The 18,407-nt window shown below is 44.2% G+C and carries 13 protein-coding genes and 1 riboswitch; of the genes, 10 read left to right on the top strand and 3 right to left on the bottom strand.

What is annotated here, in order from left to right; translation table 11 throughout:
• Nucleotides 1–120 precede the first annotated feature (120 nt).
• Together MKY54_RS11120 and MKY54_RS11125 are read right to left on the bottom strand one after the other, a co-directional pair.
• Nucleotides 121–1,734, bottom strand: a complete 1,614-nt coding sequence (locus MKY54_RS11120; protein WP_339190464.1) for a DUF4179 domain-containing protein — start codon at nucleotides 1,732–1,734, stop codon at nucleotides 121–123.
• Entirely contained in the window at nucleotides 1,718–2,236 is a 519-nt protein-coding gene (locus MKY54_RS11125; protein ID WP_036689341.1) for an RNA polymerase sigma factor, read from the bottom strand. Before MKY54_RS11125 ends, MKY54_RS11120 begins: the two co-directional genes overlap by 17 nt.
• 204 nt (nucleotides 2,237–2,440) lie before the next feature.
• A riboswitch (cyclic di-GMP riboswitch) is annotated at nucleotides 2,441–2,532 on the top strand.
• 117 nt (nucleotides 2,533–2,649) lie between these two features.
• Here MKY54_RS11125 and MKY54_RS11130 point away from each other — a divergent pair.
• Nucleotides 2,650–3,498, top strand: coding sequence for a DUF6612 family protein (locus MKY54_RS11130; protein WP_076186691.1), 849 nt, complete (start codon nucleotides 2,650–2,652; stop codon nucleotides 3,496–3,498).
• A gap of 112 nt (nucleotides 3,499–3,610) precedes the next feature.
• Nucleotides 3,611–4,774 (top strand): NADH-dependent flavin oxidoreductase, encoded by a 1,164-nt coding sequence (locus MKY54_RS11135; protein WP_339190466.1) that lies wholly within the window; start codon nucleotides 3,611–3,613, stop codon nucleotides 4,772–4,774.
• A 78-nt stretch (nucleotides 4,775–4,852) separates the two neighbouring features.
• Here MKY54_RS11135 and MKY54_RS11140 read toward each other — a convergent pair whose 3' ends face one another.
• Nucleotides 4,853–5,869 carry a CapA family protein gene (locus MKY54_RS11140; protein ID WP_076130122.1) on the bottom strand — a complete coding sequence of 339 codons (1,017 nt, stop codon included), beginning with the start codon at nucleotides 5,867–5,869 and terminating at the stop codon, nucleotides 4,853–4,855.
• 269 nt (nucleotides 5,870–6,138) lie between these two features.
• Here MKY54_RS11140 and MKY54_RS11145 point away from each other — a divergent pair, with 269 nt between their 5' ends.
• The 8 genes from MKY54_RS11145 (at nucleotide 6,139) to MKY54_RS11180 (ending at nucleotide 18,339) form a co-directional block, all read left to right on the top strand.
• Nucleotides 6,139–7,377, top strand: a complete 1,239-nt coding sequence (locus MKY54_RS11145; protein ID WP_339190468.1) for an FprA family A-type flavoprotein — start codon at nucleotides 6,139–6,141, stop codon at nucleotides 7,375–7,377.
• Nucleotides 7,378–7,393: 16 nt separating this feature from the next.
• Nucleotides 7,394–8,608 carry an FAD-dependent oxidoreductase gene (locus MKY54_RS11150; protein WP_339190470.1) on the top strand — a complete coding sequence of 405 codons (1,215 nt, stop codon included), beginning with the start codon at nucleotides 7,394–7,396 and terminating at the stop codon, nucleotides 8,606–8,608.
• A 28-nt stretch (nucleotides 8,609–8,636) separates the two neighbouring features.
• A complete protein-coding gene (gene rd, locus MKY54_RS11155; RefSeq protein WP_076130123.1) occupies nucleotides 8,637–8,819 on the top strand; it encodes a rubredoxin in 183 nt (60 codons plus the stop codon).
• Nucleotides 8,820–8,866: 47 nt separating this feature from the next.
• Nucleotides 8,867–9,577: a Crp/Fnr family transcriptional regulator gene (locus MKY54_RS11160; protein WP_051491610.1), complete on the top strand. Its 711-nt coding sequence runs from the start codon at nucleotides 8,867–8,869 to the stop codon at nucleotides 9,575–9,577.
• A gap of 167 nt (nucleotides 9,578–9,744) precedes the next feature.
• Nucleotides 9,745–11,154, top strand: coding sequence for an extracellular solute-binding protein (locus MKY54_RS11165; RefSeq protein ID WP_248549253.1), 1,410 nt, complete (start codon nucleotides 9,745–9,747; stop codon nucleotides 11,152–11,154).
• A 222-nt stretch (nucleotides 11,155–11,376) separates the two neighbouring features.
• Entirely contained in the window at nucleotides 11,377–12,441 is a 1,065-nt protein-coding gene (locus MKY54_RS11170; protein ID WP_076191358.1) for a GDSL-type esterase/lipase family protein, read from the top strand.
• 16 nt (nucleotides 12,442–12,457) lie between these two features.
• Nucleotides 12,458–14,011, top strand: a complete 1,554-nt coding sequence (locus MKY54_RS11175) for an extracellular solute-binding protein (RefSeq protein WP_076130127.1) — start codon at nucleotides 12,458–12,460, stop codon at nucleotides 14,009–14,011.
• A 74-nt stretch (nucleotides 14,012–14,085) separates the two neighbouring features.
• Entirely contained in the window at nucleotides 14,086–18,339 is a 4,254-nt protein-coding gene (locus MKY54_RS11180; RefSeq protein WP_339190471.1) for an alpha/beta hydrolase fold domain-containing protein, read from the top strand.
• Nucleotides 18,340–18,407: the final 68 nt, after the last annotated feature.

Consider the following 18,407-nt stretch of genomic DNA (forward strand, 5'->3'; position numbering starts at 1 on the left):
TCTATGCTTTTTTTGTTGTGAAGGAAATAAAAGAGATACCTAAACAGAAATGATTTTATCCATAAATAACCCGCCCTTAGGATTAACTAGAAAGGGCGGGACATAGATTAACTTCCTTTATTAAAGTTTAATTTCCTCGTTCCGGCTAGGATCGCTATATTTATAGATACCAGGGTTCAGTTCGATTTTTTCGTCGAAAGGGATATCTTTGTAGCTATCAATATTAGTTCCTGTAGATATCATGCCCTTAGGTGTAATTTCAGGCACCACTTCTTTGCCATTAATCCGTAACGTAGTTTGGTTAACGCTTTTGAAGCCAGAAGATTTGGATGTTGATTCGACAATCAAATTTTCGCCCTCAGTATAGTAAGTGAATTCAATTTTTAACCCATCGACATCAAGTGAAGTGAACTGCTTTTCTTCTTTAGGTTTGTTTATAGTGATCCAATTCTTAGTAGTATCACGTTTCTCAATGACAGCATCCTTTAATATAAGTTTCATTGGAACATCGGACCAGTCGTTATACCATTCCGGAGATTCGAATTGAAATAAATGCTGGTAGCTTTCGGAATGATCTCCTTTCAAATTCCAACCCCCAGTGATTGTTTGATCACCTATAACCAACTGAGCGGTATTATAGTGGACAATTCCTTTTTTAAGCGAATCATTTTCATCTATTAGAATTTGGATATCCAAAGGGGTAACCACTAGCTGATCTAAGGTTATGCCGGTCTTTTCTTGAAATTCAGGACTGTTATACAGTTTCTTAGTGTAAATCGCCTCACTTGCTTTTTGTCCATCTGCTTTAAAATCGAACTTCCACGTACCTGAAAATCGTTTCGCTTCTTCAATGTAACTAAAATGAAGACTAGCTTCCTTCCAATCTGATTCAGTTATATTGAAAACCTGTTCAATAAATAAATCCGATCCTTCGTTAGGCATGATGGTTGGAATTGCTTCATTCTTTTGACCACCAGTACTAACTACCAAATGTGGATTACCCCGTCCTAAGTCAGATGGTGATGCAGCGACTTTGTAACGGATAATGGTTTGATTGGAAACATATCGAACGGATTCGATTTGAAGGCTTGGATATTGCTTAACTCCAGTATTGATAGTATCCCCTGCTTGATGATTAGATTGTAAGGGAATATTCCGATCACTGTAAAAAATGAGATTCCGTGCTTCAAACCTATAGTCCTTTTTATCATCCTTTAATGTATCAGGTGTCTCATATACTCCAATGAGTTTCTGGCTTTCAGGATCGTATTCTAAATAACCGTATACCTTTGCCTTGGCACCGGATTCACTAGTCATGATGTTTTCCTCTGTAGCAAATCCAGTATATTTGGATAGATCAGATTTAGTATCAAGTGATAACAGCATTTTCATTTTTTCTCCATCAGTTACAACACCGTTCAAATTCATTGTTACTCCTGAACTGGAAGTTTGAAGATTATACTGTTGACCGATGCCGTTATTTAATGCATTGCTCACACTTCGACCACCAATTTTATCCCAATTAATCGTCATACTAGCGAATACAGGAATGGCTACAAGTAAGAGGCAAGAGAAGACAATACTGATAGGAATAACCTTTTTATTAGACCTAGGAGTATTCTGGGAGGCATGCAGATTTCTTTGACGTGTATAAGCTTCTTGTTTTATGGCAGTCCACATCAAATCATAATCCGGTCGGGGAATATGTTTATCTTTTTCAATATAGAGACTCATTACTATTCAGCTCCTTTAGTTGGGTTCCACCCATTCTATTTAGTATTTTAAGTCCCTTGTTCAGTCTGGATTTTACAGTTCCTTCGGGTATGCTCATAACTTTAGAGATCTCGGGTACAGTCAATTCGTTTATAAAACGAAGGACTACTACCATTCTGATTTTGTCGGGAAGCTGACTGTATAACCCTTGTAATTCTTTTTTAGTTTCCTGTCGATCCAAACGTTTTTCTACAGGGTTTGATTCCTCAGACCTGGATAGTAAATAATTACGTACTTCTTTCATCCACCCCGTCTTACGCCTTTTGATCACACTGTTGCACTCATTCGAAGCAATTCGTAAAATCCAAGCTTTCAAGTTTCTTACCTTCGACTTATCCGCTAAGATAACTTTTACAAATACCTCTTGGGAAATATCCTCCGCATCTGCCTGATTTTTCATTAAGTAGTAACAAAAATAATATACTTGTTCTTTATAGAGCTCGAAAATTTCCCGGTCACTCATTTTGCTGCACCCCCTGTCTTTGCTGTTCTCATTAATAAGACTTATAAGCGTATGTAATCGTTCATTTTTCATTTTGATTGTAGTATTTCTTCTGAGTATCATAGCGAATTCGAATGGAAGATAAGTCGTTTACAGGTAATTATAACCATGATAAAATTAGCGGTGGGACATGCGTCCGTAATCTAATTAAAACTAATTGAATGTCCGCGTTAAAGGTAAAATCATCGAAAGATGATGACACAAAGCCATGGGTCTAAAGCCTTTCGACAGAAGGAAATGATCGCCAGGCCGCCATAGGGATGTCTTATGAAGCATAAAGGATAGCTCTAAAAATATGTAGTCTATTTTGAGCTCTTTTATTATTTCGACCTATACGGCGTTACATTATCGCAAGGGGCCGAAAGGGGAAGTACATGAACAGTTTTTTCAAAACAATAGGTACTAGTTTGGCAGTAGGTGCTTTATTGCTGTCCGGAACGATCGGATGGATGTCTAATCCAGGAGTAGTGTCTGCAGCTACCTCAACAGTAGTAACCGCGGATCAGATGATCAGCAAAGTAACGGCAGCCTCCAAAGCAATAAAGAATTTCCATCTGGATGTGACCAAAAAACAGGATATTCAAAGCGGCGGGGTGCGTATCAGCAACACCAACACTCTGAAGCTGGATATCAACCGTCTGCCGAATTTTGCCGCAGCAGGCACTGTCGCTAGTAGTCTTTTAGAAACATCGTACAGTCTATATGCCAATGACAAGGAGTTTTACTATCTTGTAGACGGAAGTGAACTGATCGATGAATCTGAAGATGAAGGTTACGACGATGACGGGGAGCCAATCGATCCTGATGCACAATATTGGCTTGGACTGGAGAAAACGGAATGGGATGCCTTTTACTCTAAAGGCCAATACGATCCTGTTTCCATGCTTGATTCGGTCAAAAGTTATAAAAAATCCATGAAAGTCAGCACTGCTGGCGCACAAACAGTCTTACAATTCACGGTAACCGATCCGACAGCAGCTAAGGGGATAATCAAACTCTATGACCAGGAGAACCTCTGGGATGGTGAGACAGTTCAACCCAAAAGTGTAACGTGGAAATTATTCGTCAATACTAAGACTTGGCAAACGGAAAAGCTGACAGTCGATCTGAGTTATGTGCTGGTAAGTGACGGAGCTAAAGATACATACACCACGAAAATCGAAGCTAAATATTCCAAAAATAATAAAGGTGCAGCCATTGTAAAACCGGCCGAACTAGAATAATAAGGACGATTCATAACGAGCGAAAAGCGCTGTTCAGCGGAACAGCGCTTTTTGTTGTATCCAACAGCAGTTCTTTATTAGTTGACAAGAATAAATCATTGCTGTAATTTATATGTATGCGCATGTATATAATAATTTATCTAAATATAATTTAATGAAAGTTGGGAAAAAGATGATAGCACTAGACACAGCATTAACTTTTCGCAGAGGGCTGACATTAAAAAACCGAGTGGTTATGGCTCCAATGACCACTCGAATGAGCTTTTATGACGGTGTAGTAACACAAGATGAATTGAAATACTATTCGCTAAGAACGGGCGAAGTAGGTGCGGTCATCACTGCGGCAGCAAATGTACAAGAGGGTGGAAAAGGATGGGAAGGTGAACTTAGTGTTTCCTCCGATGAATTTATTCCTAGCCTCAGCCGATTAGCATCTACTATTAAACGAAATGGAACAAAGGCTATTTTACAGCTATTCCATGCAGGAAGAATGACAGATTCAAAAATATTGCGTGGCGTACAACCCGTTTCCTCCAGCGCCATTGCTGCCGAACGCCCGAATGCAGAAATTCCAAGAGCATTAACAGAAGATGAAATTTTCGGTGTAATTGAGGATTTTAAAAAAGCGACTCAACGTGCTATTCAAGCTGGATTTGACGGGGTAGAAATTCATGGAGCAAACACATATTTAATCCAACAATTCTTCTCTCCACACTCCAACCGTCGTGAAGATCAATGGGGAGGAAGCTTAGAGAAAAGATTTAATTTCATTAACCAATTAGTGGATGCAGTTATTGCTGTCGTTGACAATTCAGAGGTTAAGGATTTTATTGTCGGGTATCGTTTTTCTCCAGAAGAATATGAAGAGCCTGGAATTAAAATCACCGATACCTTTTATCTCATTGATAAATTAGCTGATAAAAAGCTGGATTATCTGCATATTTCATTAGGGGACTTCAAGAAAGTATCTGCATCAGAAGATTTTAAAGAAAAATCAATCCTGCAATATGTGCATGAGAAAATCAATGGCCGTATACCTTTAATTGGGGTAGGAGATATCCGTACCAAACAGGACGCAGAGGACACGTTGACAAATGCTGAATTAGTAGCAGTAGGACGGTCTCTTATCATTGATCCTCATTGGACAAGTAAAGTACTGGAGGGTAAAGAAGATCTCATCAGAAGAGTACTTGCTGATCAAGATAGAGAAGAACTTGTAGTAGAGAATGGTATTCTAGAATTCCTTAAATTAATGATGCCTGATCGTTTACGCTAAACCCAAACACAGTTTTGAGGTCTAAATCTATAACGTTCCGCGGTAAATTCCGCGGAACGTTATTTTTCTGTAACGACTCTATTCCCTCTTTAAGATTGTTGTCGTATGTTTCAACATTCGATTCATGAGATTTCGCCGTTCTGTTTTTATGTCGGTGTCGCTTCTCTTTAATGCGTCGCGGATGGGGATGATCTCTGTAATTTTCCTGCCGCTTTTTATTCTTCGATCTACACAAGTCGGGATGTAACCTACGTTAGTTATACTCGTGTGTCCTTTTTCATCCTTCTTTATTTTAAGCGTAAGAATGATACCGCTTTGTGTGTAAGGAATATTCATTAGTTTAGTCGAAACAAAATTCCCCAATGAGTAAATAACGAATTGTTTTTTTCCACGAAGCGCTAACGGTTGAAGAACATGTGGGTGAGACCCCAGTATGATGTCGGCGCCATTTTTAAAGAAGAGATTGACCAGCTCTTTTTGCCTCTTGTTTGGAGTGTAACGATATTCGCTTCCGAAATGCAGATAAAGCAAGACTAGATCGACTTTCTTTTTTAAATCTCGAATCTCCCGAATGATCTTGGGCGTAGATATCCGGTTAACCAGCCATGGCTTACTCACTGGTACAGGAATTCGGTTGGTTCCTGCTGTGTAGGAGAGGATGCCAATCGTAATTCCTTTGACGTTTTTAATAAGCGTTCTCTTGGATTCTTCTAATGATTTAGCTGTTCCCGTGTGGTCGATTCCATTACGGTCCAGAACTCGTAACGTCCGAACCAGACCCGGGGCACCATAATCCATGCAATGATTGTTGGCCGTTACTAATACGTCGAATCCGGCTTCCTTAAGTGCAGGGGCCAGTTCGTCTGGACATTTGAATATCGGACCGCCTGATCGGGGACTTTTCCGGCATTCGGGGCCACTTCCAGCAAAGGTGGTTTCGAGATTGCCAATCGTCAAATCAGCCTGTTTCAGATAAGGAGCTACTTTTGCAAACAGGGGGCTGAACGAATAGGTTCCGTCAGGCTGTTTAGCATCCGAAATAATATAACGTTTGACCATTAGATCTCCCACAGCAGCTATTTGTATTTCAGTCATGGATATCCACCTTTTTATTATTTTCATTAGGATATGGCATAAAGTTGTTATGGGTTATTCTTTCTTTAAGGCGAAGTGCAAACATTTGTGTGGCTTTTTATTTAAAATGTGACTCAACGCATAATCACTTTATTTAGATCGTCTAAATTTAAGGTATTCATTTTTTTCAATCTTTTATAATTTGATTCAAATCCTCTTTTTTGTTTGGCAGCCATAATAAAATAAGGTTGTTGATAAACATTATCAATCAAACATTGGAGGTTAAAGAAATGAGTACACAATTCAAAAAAATCGCCGAGGATACTTACTGGATAGGCAAAATCGATAACCGCCAGGTTCCATTTCACCGCCTGATTCTGGCAAAAGGAACTACCTATAATTCTTATTTATTAAAAACAGGTAAACCAACTGTCATTGATACCGTAGATATGGAATTCGGACGTGAATATGCCGAGTGTCTGGGTGAAATGATTGATCTTCTAGATATCCATTACATTGTAATTAATCATACAGAGCCTGATCACTCTGGTGGACTGGCAGCTCTCGCTGCCAAGGCTGCAAATGCCACGATCGTATGCACCGAGATTGCTGTTCCCGAATTGCAGGAAATGTACAAGCTTCATAGCCGGAACTTCCTGGTGGTTAAAGACGGAGATAAGCTGGATATTGGCGGGAAAACGCTGCTGTTTAAAGAAACACCGTATCTCCATACCGCAGAAACGATGATCACCTATTGTATCGAAGATCAAATCTTATTTCCTTGTGATATTTTCAGCACGCATGTTGCGGTGGAGAATCTATTCAGCGATGAAGCCGGGTTTGATATTACGGAAGATTTCCAGGGCTATTACGCAGCAATTATTCATCCTCACAGAAGATATGTAAGAACCCTGTTAGAGGCTGTTAAGGATCTTGAGATCCGGATGATCGCTCCTTCCCATGGGTTTGTGATCCGGAAGGACATACGTAAATATATCGGGATGTACGCCACATTGAGCCGTGAAACGACGCAAGGAAAAAAGGCAACCATCGTATATACCACCATCAAAAACAGTACCAAGAAGATAGCCAAAATCATACAGGATTGCTTGCAGGAAAATAATATAGAGACAGAGGTCTGGGATGCAGATAAAAGTAGTGCCACTGATATTCTGAACAGCATAACGTCAGCGGACGCGGTCTTTATTGGCAGCTCCACTAAATACGCGGACATGATTGGGAACCTGGAGAACATTCTGAAAGAATTGCACAATATGAATCTGGAAGGTAAACTTGCTGCAGCCTTTGGCTCCTACGGCTGGAGTGGTGAAGCCATTGAAGTCATTCAGGATTATCTGAATGGAACAAACATGACGGTGCAAAGCACATCTGAGGTTATTAAAACCACGGGGATGACACATGTAGAGTTCCCTGTACGAATCAGATTTTCCCCGAAAGAGCCTGAGAAAGTTCAAAAAATTAAAAATGCGGCTGAATTTGTTTCGGATTTGCTGCTGAGTTCATTTTAGGGAGGAGGAACATAGGATGACAAAACATTACGTTATTGTTGGCGGAGGAGTAGCCGCCGTCCATGCCGCCAAAGCCATCCGTGATCAAGACGCAGAATCGGAAATTTCGATCCTCGGGGAGGAAAGTCAACTGCCCTATAACCGGATTAAGCTGACCAAAGGGCTGTTTACCGACCTGCACAGTGAGAAGGTGCTGATTAAAAAGGAAAAATGGTACCGCGATAACCGTATCTCCGTAAAAACCTCGACCCGAATCCGTTCTGTCCACCCGGACCGGCAAATAGTTGTGACAGAAGATGGGCAGAGTGTTTCTTATCATAAGCTTTTATTGTGTATGGGAGCGAAGAATCGTGCACTCTCCCTTGAGGGCTTCGCCCTGAACAATGTTCATACCCTCCGGGATATGAACGATGCGGACAGATTGAAAGAAAACCTGCAGGATGGCAGCCATGTAGCCGTAATCGGTGGGGGAGTGCAGGGAATCGAAACCGCTTGGGCGCTGCATGAAGCTGGATATCAGGTAACGGTGATCGAAGCTTTTCACCGGTTGATGGGCAGACAGCTTGATGAGAAATCCTCACAGCTCCTTAAAGAGAACCTTGAACAAGCAGGTGTGAAGGTTATTCTTCGAGCTGATGTAGCGTCTATAACAGGAACTGAGTATGTTACCGGAATTACGCTGCACGACCAATCTCATTTTTCCTGTGACCATGTAGTCTACTCTATTGGTATTGTACCGAATACGAAACTGGTAAGTGGCTCGAATATTCAAGTCCGGCAGGGCATTATCGTAAATGAACAAATGCAAACAAATGATCCGCATGTGTATGCAGCCGGAGATGTGGCTGAAATTAACGGGCATGTGGAAGGACTGTGGGGCGGAGCGATTGAGCAGGGCAGGATTGCCGGCAGTAATATGGTCGCCAATCTGACGGCGTATCGTAGAGCTGTTCCGGTTACCTTGTTTACCGCCTTTGGTATCTCTTTATTTTCGATAGGCAACGTGGATGAACAGTGTTGCGATAAGGCGGTAAGCGGAGATGACAATGGGGCGTATACGCGTATCTATGTGAAAGATAACACAATGATCGGTGCGATATCCTGGCAAGGTGCAGCTGCTTCTCTTGGGTATAAAACCGCTGTAGAGTATGGCATCTCCCTTGAGGGGATCGATGTTAACGGGAGTAGCATCGAGGAGATTATGGCTGAAGTACAAACCAGGTTGAACTAAACTATTAACTTTTTAGGAGATGATAAAGATGAAAAAATACATTTGTCTACCCTGTGGTTATATCTATGATCCGGCATTAGGCGATCCCGATGAGGATGTTGTTGCAGGCACTGCATTTGAAGATTTGCCTGAAGATTGGGTCTGTCCGGTATGCGGTGAAGATACCAGTCATTTTGCGCCGGTTGAAGATAAAAAAACTTCTGTATCCTAAAGGAAAGTAGGAGTTGTACAAAAAAATGAACAACAGGGGGGACAGTTATGAAGGAGTATTCTTGCCAATACGCTGCTGAACCTTGTACCCGCAAGGTGCCTATTTTTGCTGCGTTAAGCGATGACGATCTCTCCCGGATCAGCGCTATGATCAAGCATCGTAAGTTTACTAAAGGTCAACCTTTAATTCTGGAAGGGGCGCCGTCAGATACGCTGTACATTATTCAGCGAGGGCATGTTAAATTATCCAAAACAACTCCTGAGGGCAAGGAACAAATTTTGCACATCTTGACGAATGGAGACTTTTTCGGAGAACTGAGCATTTTTAACAGCGATGAGCTGAGTAACTTCAGTGCTTATGCTCTGAAAGACACTAACATTTGCATGCTGACCCGAACGGATATGGAGCAGCTGATGAGGGATAATCCGGATATTTCGCTCAGACTACTGAAGAGTGTGACCAAAAGACTAGCCCATACGGAAAATCTGGCGCAAAGCCTGGCGACCAAAGATCCCGAAATACGAATTGCTTATATGATCATGGAACTCAGCGACAAATATGGTAAGCAGCGTGGCACTCATATTCATATTGACCTTCCGTTGTCTCGTGAAGAGCTGGCCAGTTATGTTGGGGTCACCCGCGAAACTATTAGCAGAAAATTCTCAAGGTTTGAAGATTCAGGTCTTATTGAGCTAATCGGAAACAAGCAAATGCTCATTATAGATCCAGCCGGTTTGGAGAGTTATATGGGGTATTAAGAGGATTACGGTGTATTGACCGCTCTGTATGACACCGTGGATGCAGAACATACGCTATATGGGGCCAGACTCCGATACTTGTCGTTCCCAAAGGATTTCAGTATGATGAATACTATATAAACTTGTCCCTATGGGCTCGATTAATCGGAAGATGGCGAGGAAACCCAATGCAGAAAAGGAATAGCAGAAAATTTTTCCGTATCAGGCTAGAGGAAATGGTTCAAACCTTGCGACATGAAATTCATTCGGGAAGTATAGCGATCGGCAGTTATCTTCCTTCAGAAAGCGACTTAGAGGTGCGCTTCGGACTTAGCAACGCTTCTGTGCGCAACGGGCTCAAGGTGCTGGTGGATGAAGGCTTAATTGAGAAAATTCCGCGTGTTGGCAATCGGATAATTCCCCCCGTAGAGGAAGGCAGAACGACGATCAAGTTCGGATATGTGAACACCATCTCCAAGCTTGTAGAGATGCAAGAGCTACTGAATGAGTTCGGCAAACGCTATCCGCATATCGACGTTCAGCCGCTCGAGTTGTCTTCAGGAAACTACTCGACATCTTTGAAGGAATATTTGCAGTCGGAAATCATGGATGTCGTACTGATGAATAATAACAATTATCAGGATTTTTTGGAGCAAGGCTGTACGGAGCTGCTGGAGCCGATGGAGGAACAGCCGGACACGTATCGTTTTCTTTCCGACCCGTTCCGGTATGGTGACCGTAATCGCGTTCGCCCCTTCATTTATTCTCCAGTCGTGCTTTGTTATAATAAACAGCACTTTAAGGAAGCCGGCGTATCACCACCAGACAGTAGCTGGACCTGGGACGATTTGTTTGCTAATGGTCGAAAGGTAGCTGAAGGTCATGACTGGTATGGTTTTTATTTTTATTTGCCTTCTCGTAACCGGTGGCCGTTGTTCCTGCTTCAAAGCGGCACAACGTTTGCGGCAGAACAGGATGACGAAGGGAAATACCGGTTCAGCGGCTCAAAGCTACTCGACAGTTTAGGAACCATCCGAAAGCTGATAGGCATGAAAGATGTATTTCCAGCCGTATTGTCCGAGAGCGATGCGGATGCGGAAGCCTTGTTCTTGCAAGGCAAAGTGTCCATGATAATGACGACCTATTACTTCTTGAATCAATTGCGTCAATCCGATTTGGCATTCGATATTGCTCCATTGCCGCGGCTGCAAAATGCTGATACGCTGCTGATTATAAATGGACTGGCGGTTAACAGCAAATCACAGAACAAGGATGCATCCATGCTGCTCGTTGATTTTCTCACCTCACACGAGGCGCAACTGATCATTAGGCGCAAGACGCTGAATATTGCAGCCAACCGTTTGGTGATGGATTGGGAAGGCGAGGAAGTGGGGTATCGTCCGGCCCGTTTTCAGCTTTATCGTGAGATCTTCCCTACCTATCGTCTGGTTACAGAGCTGGGTTTGAGCAACCTCCAGTTGAAAGAGATTCAACGTGATATCATGATGTTTGTTTCAGGTCTACTGGACAACGACGAGTTATGCCGCAGACTTGAGGAAATATTGAATGCGGTAAATCAGGAGACTCAGCACTCTTGAGGACTGAAAGTTTATGTGAAAATCCCGGCACAGGTTCAATTCTGAATCTGTGCTTTTTGGTATGTTGAAGTATTTGTTTGTTGCACAAGAATTGACTCATATATGACTCATAATAAACATAAAAACTTGTTGACTATGCTTTTGTTGTTATTATATGATGCAATAGAAGTCAGATATGAGTTAACGCGAACTCGATTTTATTAAGGTGGTGTAGCTGCAAAGATGGAAAAGGAAGGCGTTTATTTTCACAATGTTTCGGAGCTGGTTCATAAACCCTATCAATCTGGATTGCATCTCCAGCGTTTTCCACAGCATGTGCGCAATGGCTTGTCAGAGAAAGGAAGAACCAAAGCTATACAATCGAACGGCTGCGAATTGCGGTTTGTCACCGAATCCAAGCATGTTAGGGTCACTGTCGGATCGAATGATAGTAACGGCCGCGTTGTGGTATGCAGAGGGGATTTTTTTCATTCTCAGCATTTTCTGCAGGCGGGTACGGTAACCACTCTGCACTTGGAGGAGCCGGAACGTTTTACAGAGGTATCAAGTAAGCGGCTGAATCAGTCTGGATTTTCCTCTAACGTATGGCGTTTGCATTTTGATCGTTTCGGAGCTGTTTTCTACGATGTGGATGCTTTTGGTTGTGAAGTACGTGCGCCTAGACCGGAAGAGGTACCGAAGCTTACGATGCTCGCCTATGGATCTTCCATCAGCCAGAGCGCGGGATCCACGCATCATTTCAATGGTTACTTACAGCAGACAGCGCGCAGACTTGGTGTAGATGTGCTAAATCTTGCGCTTAGCGGATCTTGTTATTGCGAGGACGTAGTTGCCGATCATCTGGCTGAACGTGAGGATTGGGATTTTCTGTTTCTGGAACTTGGTGTCAATATGCGTGCTGTAGTGTCTCCCGAGGAATTCAAGCGTAGAGTGTCTTACATGCTGGACCGGGTTATCAAAAATCATCCTGACAAACCTGTGTTCGTTACTACGATTTATCCGAATCGTGCAACGTATTTTCTTGATACAGGCCATCTTCTTCATGTCCAAGAGGCGGTTTTTAACGAAGTGCTGCTTCGTTACTGTGAGAGCAATAAACATCCACAACTACATCTGCTGGATGGCGCATCAGTCATGCGCGATCTAACCTCGCTGACCTCCGATCTTATTCATCCTTCCGATTATGGACACACGCTAATGAGCGAGCATTTAGCAAAGCTGTTGCGGCCCATGATCGAACCCCTCCGAACTTCTAGTCATTCTACCGAAGTGTCCCCAATTTTATAATAGGGAGTTGATGGAAATGAAGCGTTGGATGCTTACCATGGTGGGAGTTTCATTATTAGCCGTCTCTATGAATGGATGTTCCTCTTCTAATAAGGGGGGAGAAGAACAAGCAGGGGAGAGTCCGGAAAAAACCACTGCTTTCTCCATATCGTTCCGGAGCGGAAACATTTCGTATGCAGACAATCATCCGAATATCAATGATGACAAATGGGTCAAAAAGCTGGAGGAACTTACAAATACAGATCTTAACATCCGTTTGATGCAGCAGAAAAATTTTGATTCGCAAATGATTCAAATGTTCGCGATCAACGACATTCCGGATGTCGTGCAAGCAAGCTCTGGGCTGACGAACCCTCAGTTGGCAGGTTCCGTGGAAGCCGGAGTATTCATGCCCCTAAATGAATTGCTTGAGCAGTATGGGCAGGATCTTCTCAAGAAAGTTCCGAAGGAGGCATGGGAGAAGGAGACCGATGCGAAAGGTAATATCTATGCGATTCCGGAATGGCTGTCCAATCCGTCACGCCGGGCAACTTGGATTCGTGCGGATCTTTTGGAACAAACAGGGCTGCCAGAGCCTAAAACAGTAGATGACTTCCTGAATGTCATGCGTGCTTTTAAGAAGCTGGGTGTGGAGAATCCTTATATGGGCCGGGAGGACTTTGTATATTCGGATATGTTCTTCGGATCTTACGATACCTTTGCTAATTTCTTTATGAAACAAGGGGATCAAATTGTCCCGAAATTTATGAATATCGAAAATATGCAAAAGACGATCCAAACGTACAAGACAATGTTCGACGAAGGACTGATCAACAAGGAATTCGTCACAATTAATCCCACGAAATTTAAGAACGATATTCTTGCAGGTAAGGCGGGCATCTGGAACATGAATGCGAACCTGTTGATCCAATGGGATCAGCAGCTAAGAGAACAGGTGCCTACTGGTAAAATGAAGCTGATCGCCTCGCCCACAGGGCCAGACGGTAAGGGGGGACTTCGTCTTGTCGGTACGGTGCCGCGAGCGTATTTAATTAACAAGAATGCGAAAGACCCTGCCGGGATCGTCAAGTTTTTCAACTGGATGGTTAGTGACGAAGCGGAGAAGTTTTTTACCTTCGGAATTGAAGGGGAAAACTACACTGTAGAGAACGGAAATATTAACTATAACAGACCGAAAACAGCTGATGAAGTTGATGAAGAAACGTTCCGTCAAATCCTGCTGTGGTTCGTACAGGATACTACCTACAATAAAGGTGCGCTTAGTCTCACACCCGAAGGAAAAGATTTGATGAAGCTCTACGACACAGTACTTGCGAATGAGGGACGCGACGGGATTCAATTTGAACCGCAAGTAAAAGGCTATCAGAAAAACCCGGACATCACTCCAGGTGGAGATAAATTGCCGCCTGTTATATTGACGCATGTGATCAATATGGTATACGGCAAAAAGCCGATCTCCGACTATCCGAAGGTGGTGGAGGAATGGCTGCAGAAAGGGGGAAGTGATGTCGTCAAGGAAGCAACAGAACGTTATAACAATAACGACGGTGTGATTTTGTCCCGACATTAATAAGCTGCACCTCAAAAGAGGTTTGAACTCCATAATGCTTGTGATTACCTATACCATGACAGGGAGGAATTCATTTGAGAAACGGACTATATAGGAAAGCTTTTCGAGTGGGCATTAGAGTACTGTTGGCTTTGGCTTTGTTATATTCGCCTTTGGAAATGCAAGCGCTTACTGAAGTTTATGCAGACGGAATAACCGATGACTATGTTACGCTCTACGAGGAAAACTTCGATGACCCTGACAATTTTGGATCTACCGGTGGTATTGCCATTCCGGGGCCTTGGCTGCAGGAAGGCGAAGGAAACAGTATGGCGAAAACTTCGGTTTCGTCCACGGCCCCGTCCGTACCGAATCTGGTGAAAATCGATGGCAAGGATGCATTGGCGCTGCCAGTGAATTCGACGGGGTACCGCAATCTTCAATTGAGTTATTATACACGGGCATCCTCCTACATCGGAGGAAGCGTCATCGTAGAATGGTCAAGTGACGGAGGGATAAATTGGACAACGTTGGAGGAATTTAAGCTGCCCCCAGGAACGCTGGAACAAAAGAACAGTGAGCCGAACCAACTCAAAGTCCAAAACTTGGGCAGCGGAGCTGACAACAACCCGAACGTCAAAATCCGGGTTCGTGTGGGGGAGCTTATGAGCGCGAATATGTACATTGATAGTGTCGCCCTCAAAGCTCAAGCGATTCCCGGAATACCACCCGCAGAGACACCGGTGCCAATCCCTACACCGGCTGAACCTAAGCCGTTTGTGGTTCCTGAAGGCGTTAAGCTGTATGAAGATGTGCGGATTGGGAATGCTGGAACGCGGCCGATTTATACTTCGATTGCCGTACCCAAGATCCTGCCTCAAGCACCCGTGCCAGTGATGGTATACATTCATGGCGGAGGTTGGAATCACGGAGACCGGAAGCAAGCCCTTGCCAGTATCTGCAACTATGTAACCAAGCGAGGATATATCGGAGTATCGCTGGATTACCGCTTAACCCCGGAAGCGCCATTCCCGGCGCAAATTCAGGATGTGAAGCTTGCTATTCGTTACTTGCGCGCGCATGCGGCAGAATACCATCTGGACCCGAGTCGGATCGGTGTATGGGGTTCGTCATCAGGGGGGCATCTGGCCTCACTGCTCGGTACGACTGGGAACATTAAGTCAGGCGAGACAATCACATTGGATACAGGACATACCGTAAATGTTCCGGATTTGGCAGGAAATGGCGGTTGGCAGCAATATTCTGATCAAGTGCAAGCCGTTGTCGATCTCTACGGTCCAGCGGATTTTACAACAAACTTCGCTAATAGCTATAAATCAGTGAAAGCGCTTTTAGGCGGGAACGACGCGTTCTCTGTGCCAGACCAAGCAAGGTTGGCCATGCCTGGCACTTATGCGTCACCGGACGATCCGCCTTTTTTCATCCGCCATGGGGATGTGGATGCAACGATCCCATACACGGACAGCATTACGTTCTCCAATCAATTGAAGGATGCAGGCGTGAAAGTGGTCGATGTAAAAATTGTACCTAAACAAGGTCACGGTTTTATAGGCGAAGCGGCTGAGCAAGCAAGCGCCGAGGCTTGGGCTTTTATGGATCAATATGTAAAGAATCGAATGGCAACAACACCTGATGATGAGGTTGTATACCGCGATCTAGCCAGTCTGGCACCGAGCGACGATGCAGTCATCGACAGCAGCAAGCCCACTGTAAACTTCAATAGCGCGACGGGCAGCAGCAATGGATTGTTCAGTATTTCTTCTGGCGCCGAGAACAAGAAATATGTGTATTTTAAATTTGATGTCTCTTCATATAGCAATTCTGCAAACAGGTACATTTTTAATGTTGCTGCCAAAAAGGGTTCATCCAATGCGGACCTCGAACTTTCGTTATTCGGCCTAAAGGATACAAATTGGACTGAATCGGAGCTGACTTGGAGCAATGCGCCTGTCACGGATCTGACCATTGCTTCGTTAAGTGGGAAATTTACCGTAACGGCAGACAAATCAGGAGCTCCACAGGTTTACAGCATCGATGTGTCCGAGTTTGTCAGAGAAAGATTGTCCGCATCGGGCGGTAATATCGCTTTTCTGCTTGGTGATGCGGCAAGCACTGGAATTTCCCTCAATGTCTATTCGAAAGAAGCTAATGGCAACAGCAACCCCCGTCCACAGCTGGTTGTTCAAGAAGCGGTTGCACCTTCAAGCGACCATGAGAAACCTTCCTGGCCGGATGGAAGTTCTCTGAAAGCTGTCAATATAGGTACAGAGTTCATTCAACTTTCTTGGCCGGCCGCCAGCGATAATCAAGGTATCGGCTCCTATCGCGTATACCGGGATAACACCCTGTTATCCAATGTTACCGGTGCAACGTATACAGCCGTCGGGCTTAGCCCTAGCACGGCGTACAGTTTTAAGGTTGAAGCGGTGGATCAGTCGGGCAATACATCCGTACCGCTTTCTTTTACGCGGTCAACGCTTACAGAACCCATCATTCCTTACGCGATTGCAAACGTGACAGCCAGCGACAGCGATGGCAATATCGCAACGAATACCATCGATAATAACTTGTTCACCCGTTGGTCCGCCGCAGGTAACAGCCCGTGGGTCCAATACGATTTAGGCGAACGGAAGCAGATCAGTTATTTAGGTATTGCCGTTTATAAAGGTGACACGCGTACGGCTCAATTGAGTATCGAAACTTCAAATGACGGTTTGGCTTGGACTACCATATGGACTGGTGCAAGCATGTACAGAACCATAGAGATGCAACCTTTTGATCTTCCTGACACAGAAGCCAGATATGTGCGGATCGTGGGTCTTGGAAATTCTGATGGCAGCGCGTTTACAAGTTTATCGGAGGTAAACATCTATGCGCCGTTCGCAAATGGCGATACACCTGTAGCCAGCATCCCGAACTACACACCTAATCCCTCCCGGGAACCGATCCCATTCACAGCTCCCGGATTAACCGAACCTGAGGGTACGGTGCATCCGGTTCATTCCTCACCTACTACCACTGGGCGCATCTTGAACGTGCTGGACTATAATGCTGATCTCGCCGATAACGACACAGATGACGGTATTGCTATTCAAGCTGCCATAAACAGTGCTGAGCCCGGCGATGAGGTCTATTTGCCGTCTGGGGTTTATAATTTGAACTCAACATTGGATACTCTTGTCAATTTGAAGCTCAAGTCAGGAGTAAACCTTCGCGGTGAGGATCAATCAACAACCATCCTCAAGACATCTCTCAATAAGGTAAAAAACAGCGCCCTGATGAAAGTATCCGGACAGCATGATCTGTCCATATCTAATCTCACATTGACTTCTACCTGGAACGGTGTCTACACGACGGACCATAAAGTGAACAACCCGGACGCCGGTGGTCCCGACAGCATGATTATCATCGCAAATTTTGGTGAGGTTCCGTCATACAACATCACGGTTGATGGGGTTACTGTAGAGAAGTATTCACGTATGGGTGTGCGTATCGACAACAGCCGTGATATTGTCGTACGCCGCAGCACGTTCCGAAATGCGACAGATGTAGGTCCGGGCGGTGCTGGCTATGGTGTGTCGATTCAAGGCATGGCCAAACAGGATCGCAACGGGTATGAGAACGACACGGTTTGGAATGTTGTGGAGGACTCCCATTTCGAAGGCCCTTATTTGCGGCATGGGGCGCTGATCCAATTTGTTGCCCATAACAATGTCCTGCGAAACAATCAGTTTATGAATACAAAGCTGGATGCCATCGATCTGCATGGAGAACTCGAATATTTGAACGAGATATACGGCAATGTGATTATTGACATTCCCTACGGTGCGGCGATCGGGCTGGGAAACACCGGGGGTACAGCACCCAGCAATCACAGTAAGTCAGGACCGCACAACTATATTCATGACAATACGATTCGTAATACAAGAGAAGGAATCAATGTAACTATGGGCACCCCGGATACAGTCATTGAGCGAAATGTGATTGAGAATACAACTCATATAGAGGACGCCAAGGGCATTCAGATTTTGAACGGGCCAGGTACTATCATTAAGGAAAATATCATTCGCAACAATACCGCGTCGAATTATTGGGCTGTATCCCTTGAGCATGATCCCGGCGACAGCAAAGCAAATGATATCGGAGCGGGCGACCCGCAGGACGTTCAATTGATCGAAAATTCGCTGATTGGCAATACGAACGGTATTCGACTTCTTGCTGGAAAAGGGATCATCCTGCTGGGGAATCTTATTGACAGTATAAGTCGCAATTATTTCAAAAATGACCATGTGGTAGTAGAGGGTTGGCCGTTACCGATTATACCCTAAAGAAAACACAAGCTCACTCATAGAAACTCCATATTGCAAGCGCTTTATTGTAGGTAGAATGAGGTTAG

Origin of the sequence: Paenibacillus sp. FSL P2-0121, assembly GCF_037975345.1 — a bacterium.
GTDB lineage: Bacteria > Bacillota > Bacilli > Paenibacillales > Paenibacillaceae > Paenibacillus_AQ > Paenibacillus_AQ odorifer.

Coding starts and splice junctions, on each gene's coding strand:
- MKY54_RS11120 (WP_339190464.1), bottom strand. CDS start 1,734: ATGAGTCTCTATATTGAAAAAGATAAACATATTCCCCGACCGGATTAT.
- MKY54_RS11125 (WP_036689341.1), bottom strand. CDS start 2,236: ATGAGTGACCGGGAAATTTTCGAGCTCTATAAAGAACAAGTATATTAT.
- MKY54_RS11130 (WP_076186691.1), top strand. CDS start 2,650: ATGAACAGTTTTTTCAAAACAATAGGTACTAGTTTGGCAGTAGGTGCT.
- MKY54_RS11135 (WP_339190466.1), top strand. CDS start 3,611: ATGTATGCGCATGTATATAATAATTTATCTAAATATAATTTAATGAAA.
- MKY54_RS11140 (WP_076130122.1), bottom strand. CDS start 5,869: ATGACTGAAATACAAATAGCTGCTGTGGGAGATCTAATGGTCAAACGT.
- MKY54_RS11145 (WP_339190468.1), top strand. CDS start 6,139: ATGAGTACACAATTCAAAAAAATCGCCGAGGATACTTACTGGATAGGC.
- MKY54_RS11150 (WP_339190470.1), top strand. CDS start 7,394: ATGACAAAACATTACGTTATTGTTGGCGGAGGAGTAGCCGCCGTCCAT.
- rd (WP_076130123.1), top strand. CDS start 8,637: ATGAAAAAATACATTTGTCTACCCTGTGGTTATATCTATGATCCGGCA.
- MKY54_RS11160 (WP_051491610.1), top strand. CDS start 8,867: ATGAAGGAGTATTCTTGCCAATACGCTGCTGAACCTTGTACCCGCAAG.
- MKY54_RS11165 (WP_248549253.1), top strand. CDS start 9,745: ATGCAGAAAAGGAATAGCAGAAAATTTTTCCGTATCAGGCTAGAGGAA.
- MKY54_RS11170 (WP_076191358.1), top strand. CDS start 11,377: ATGGAAAAGGAAGGCGTTTATTTTCACAATGTTTCGGAGCTGGTTCAT.
- MKY54_RS11175 (WP_076130127.1), top strand. CDS start 12,458: ATGAAGCGTTGGATGCTTACCATGGTGGGAGTTTCATTATTAGCCGTC.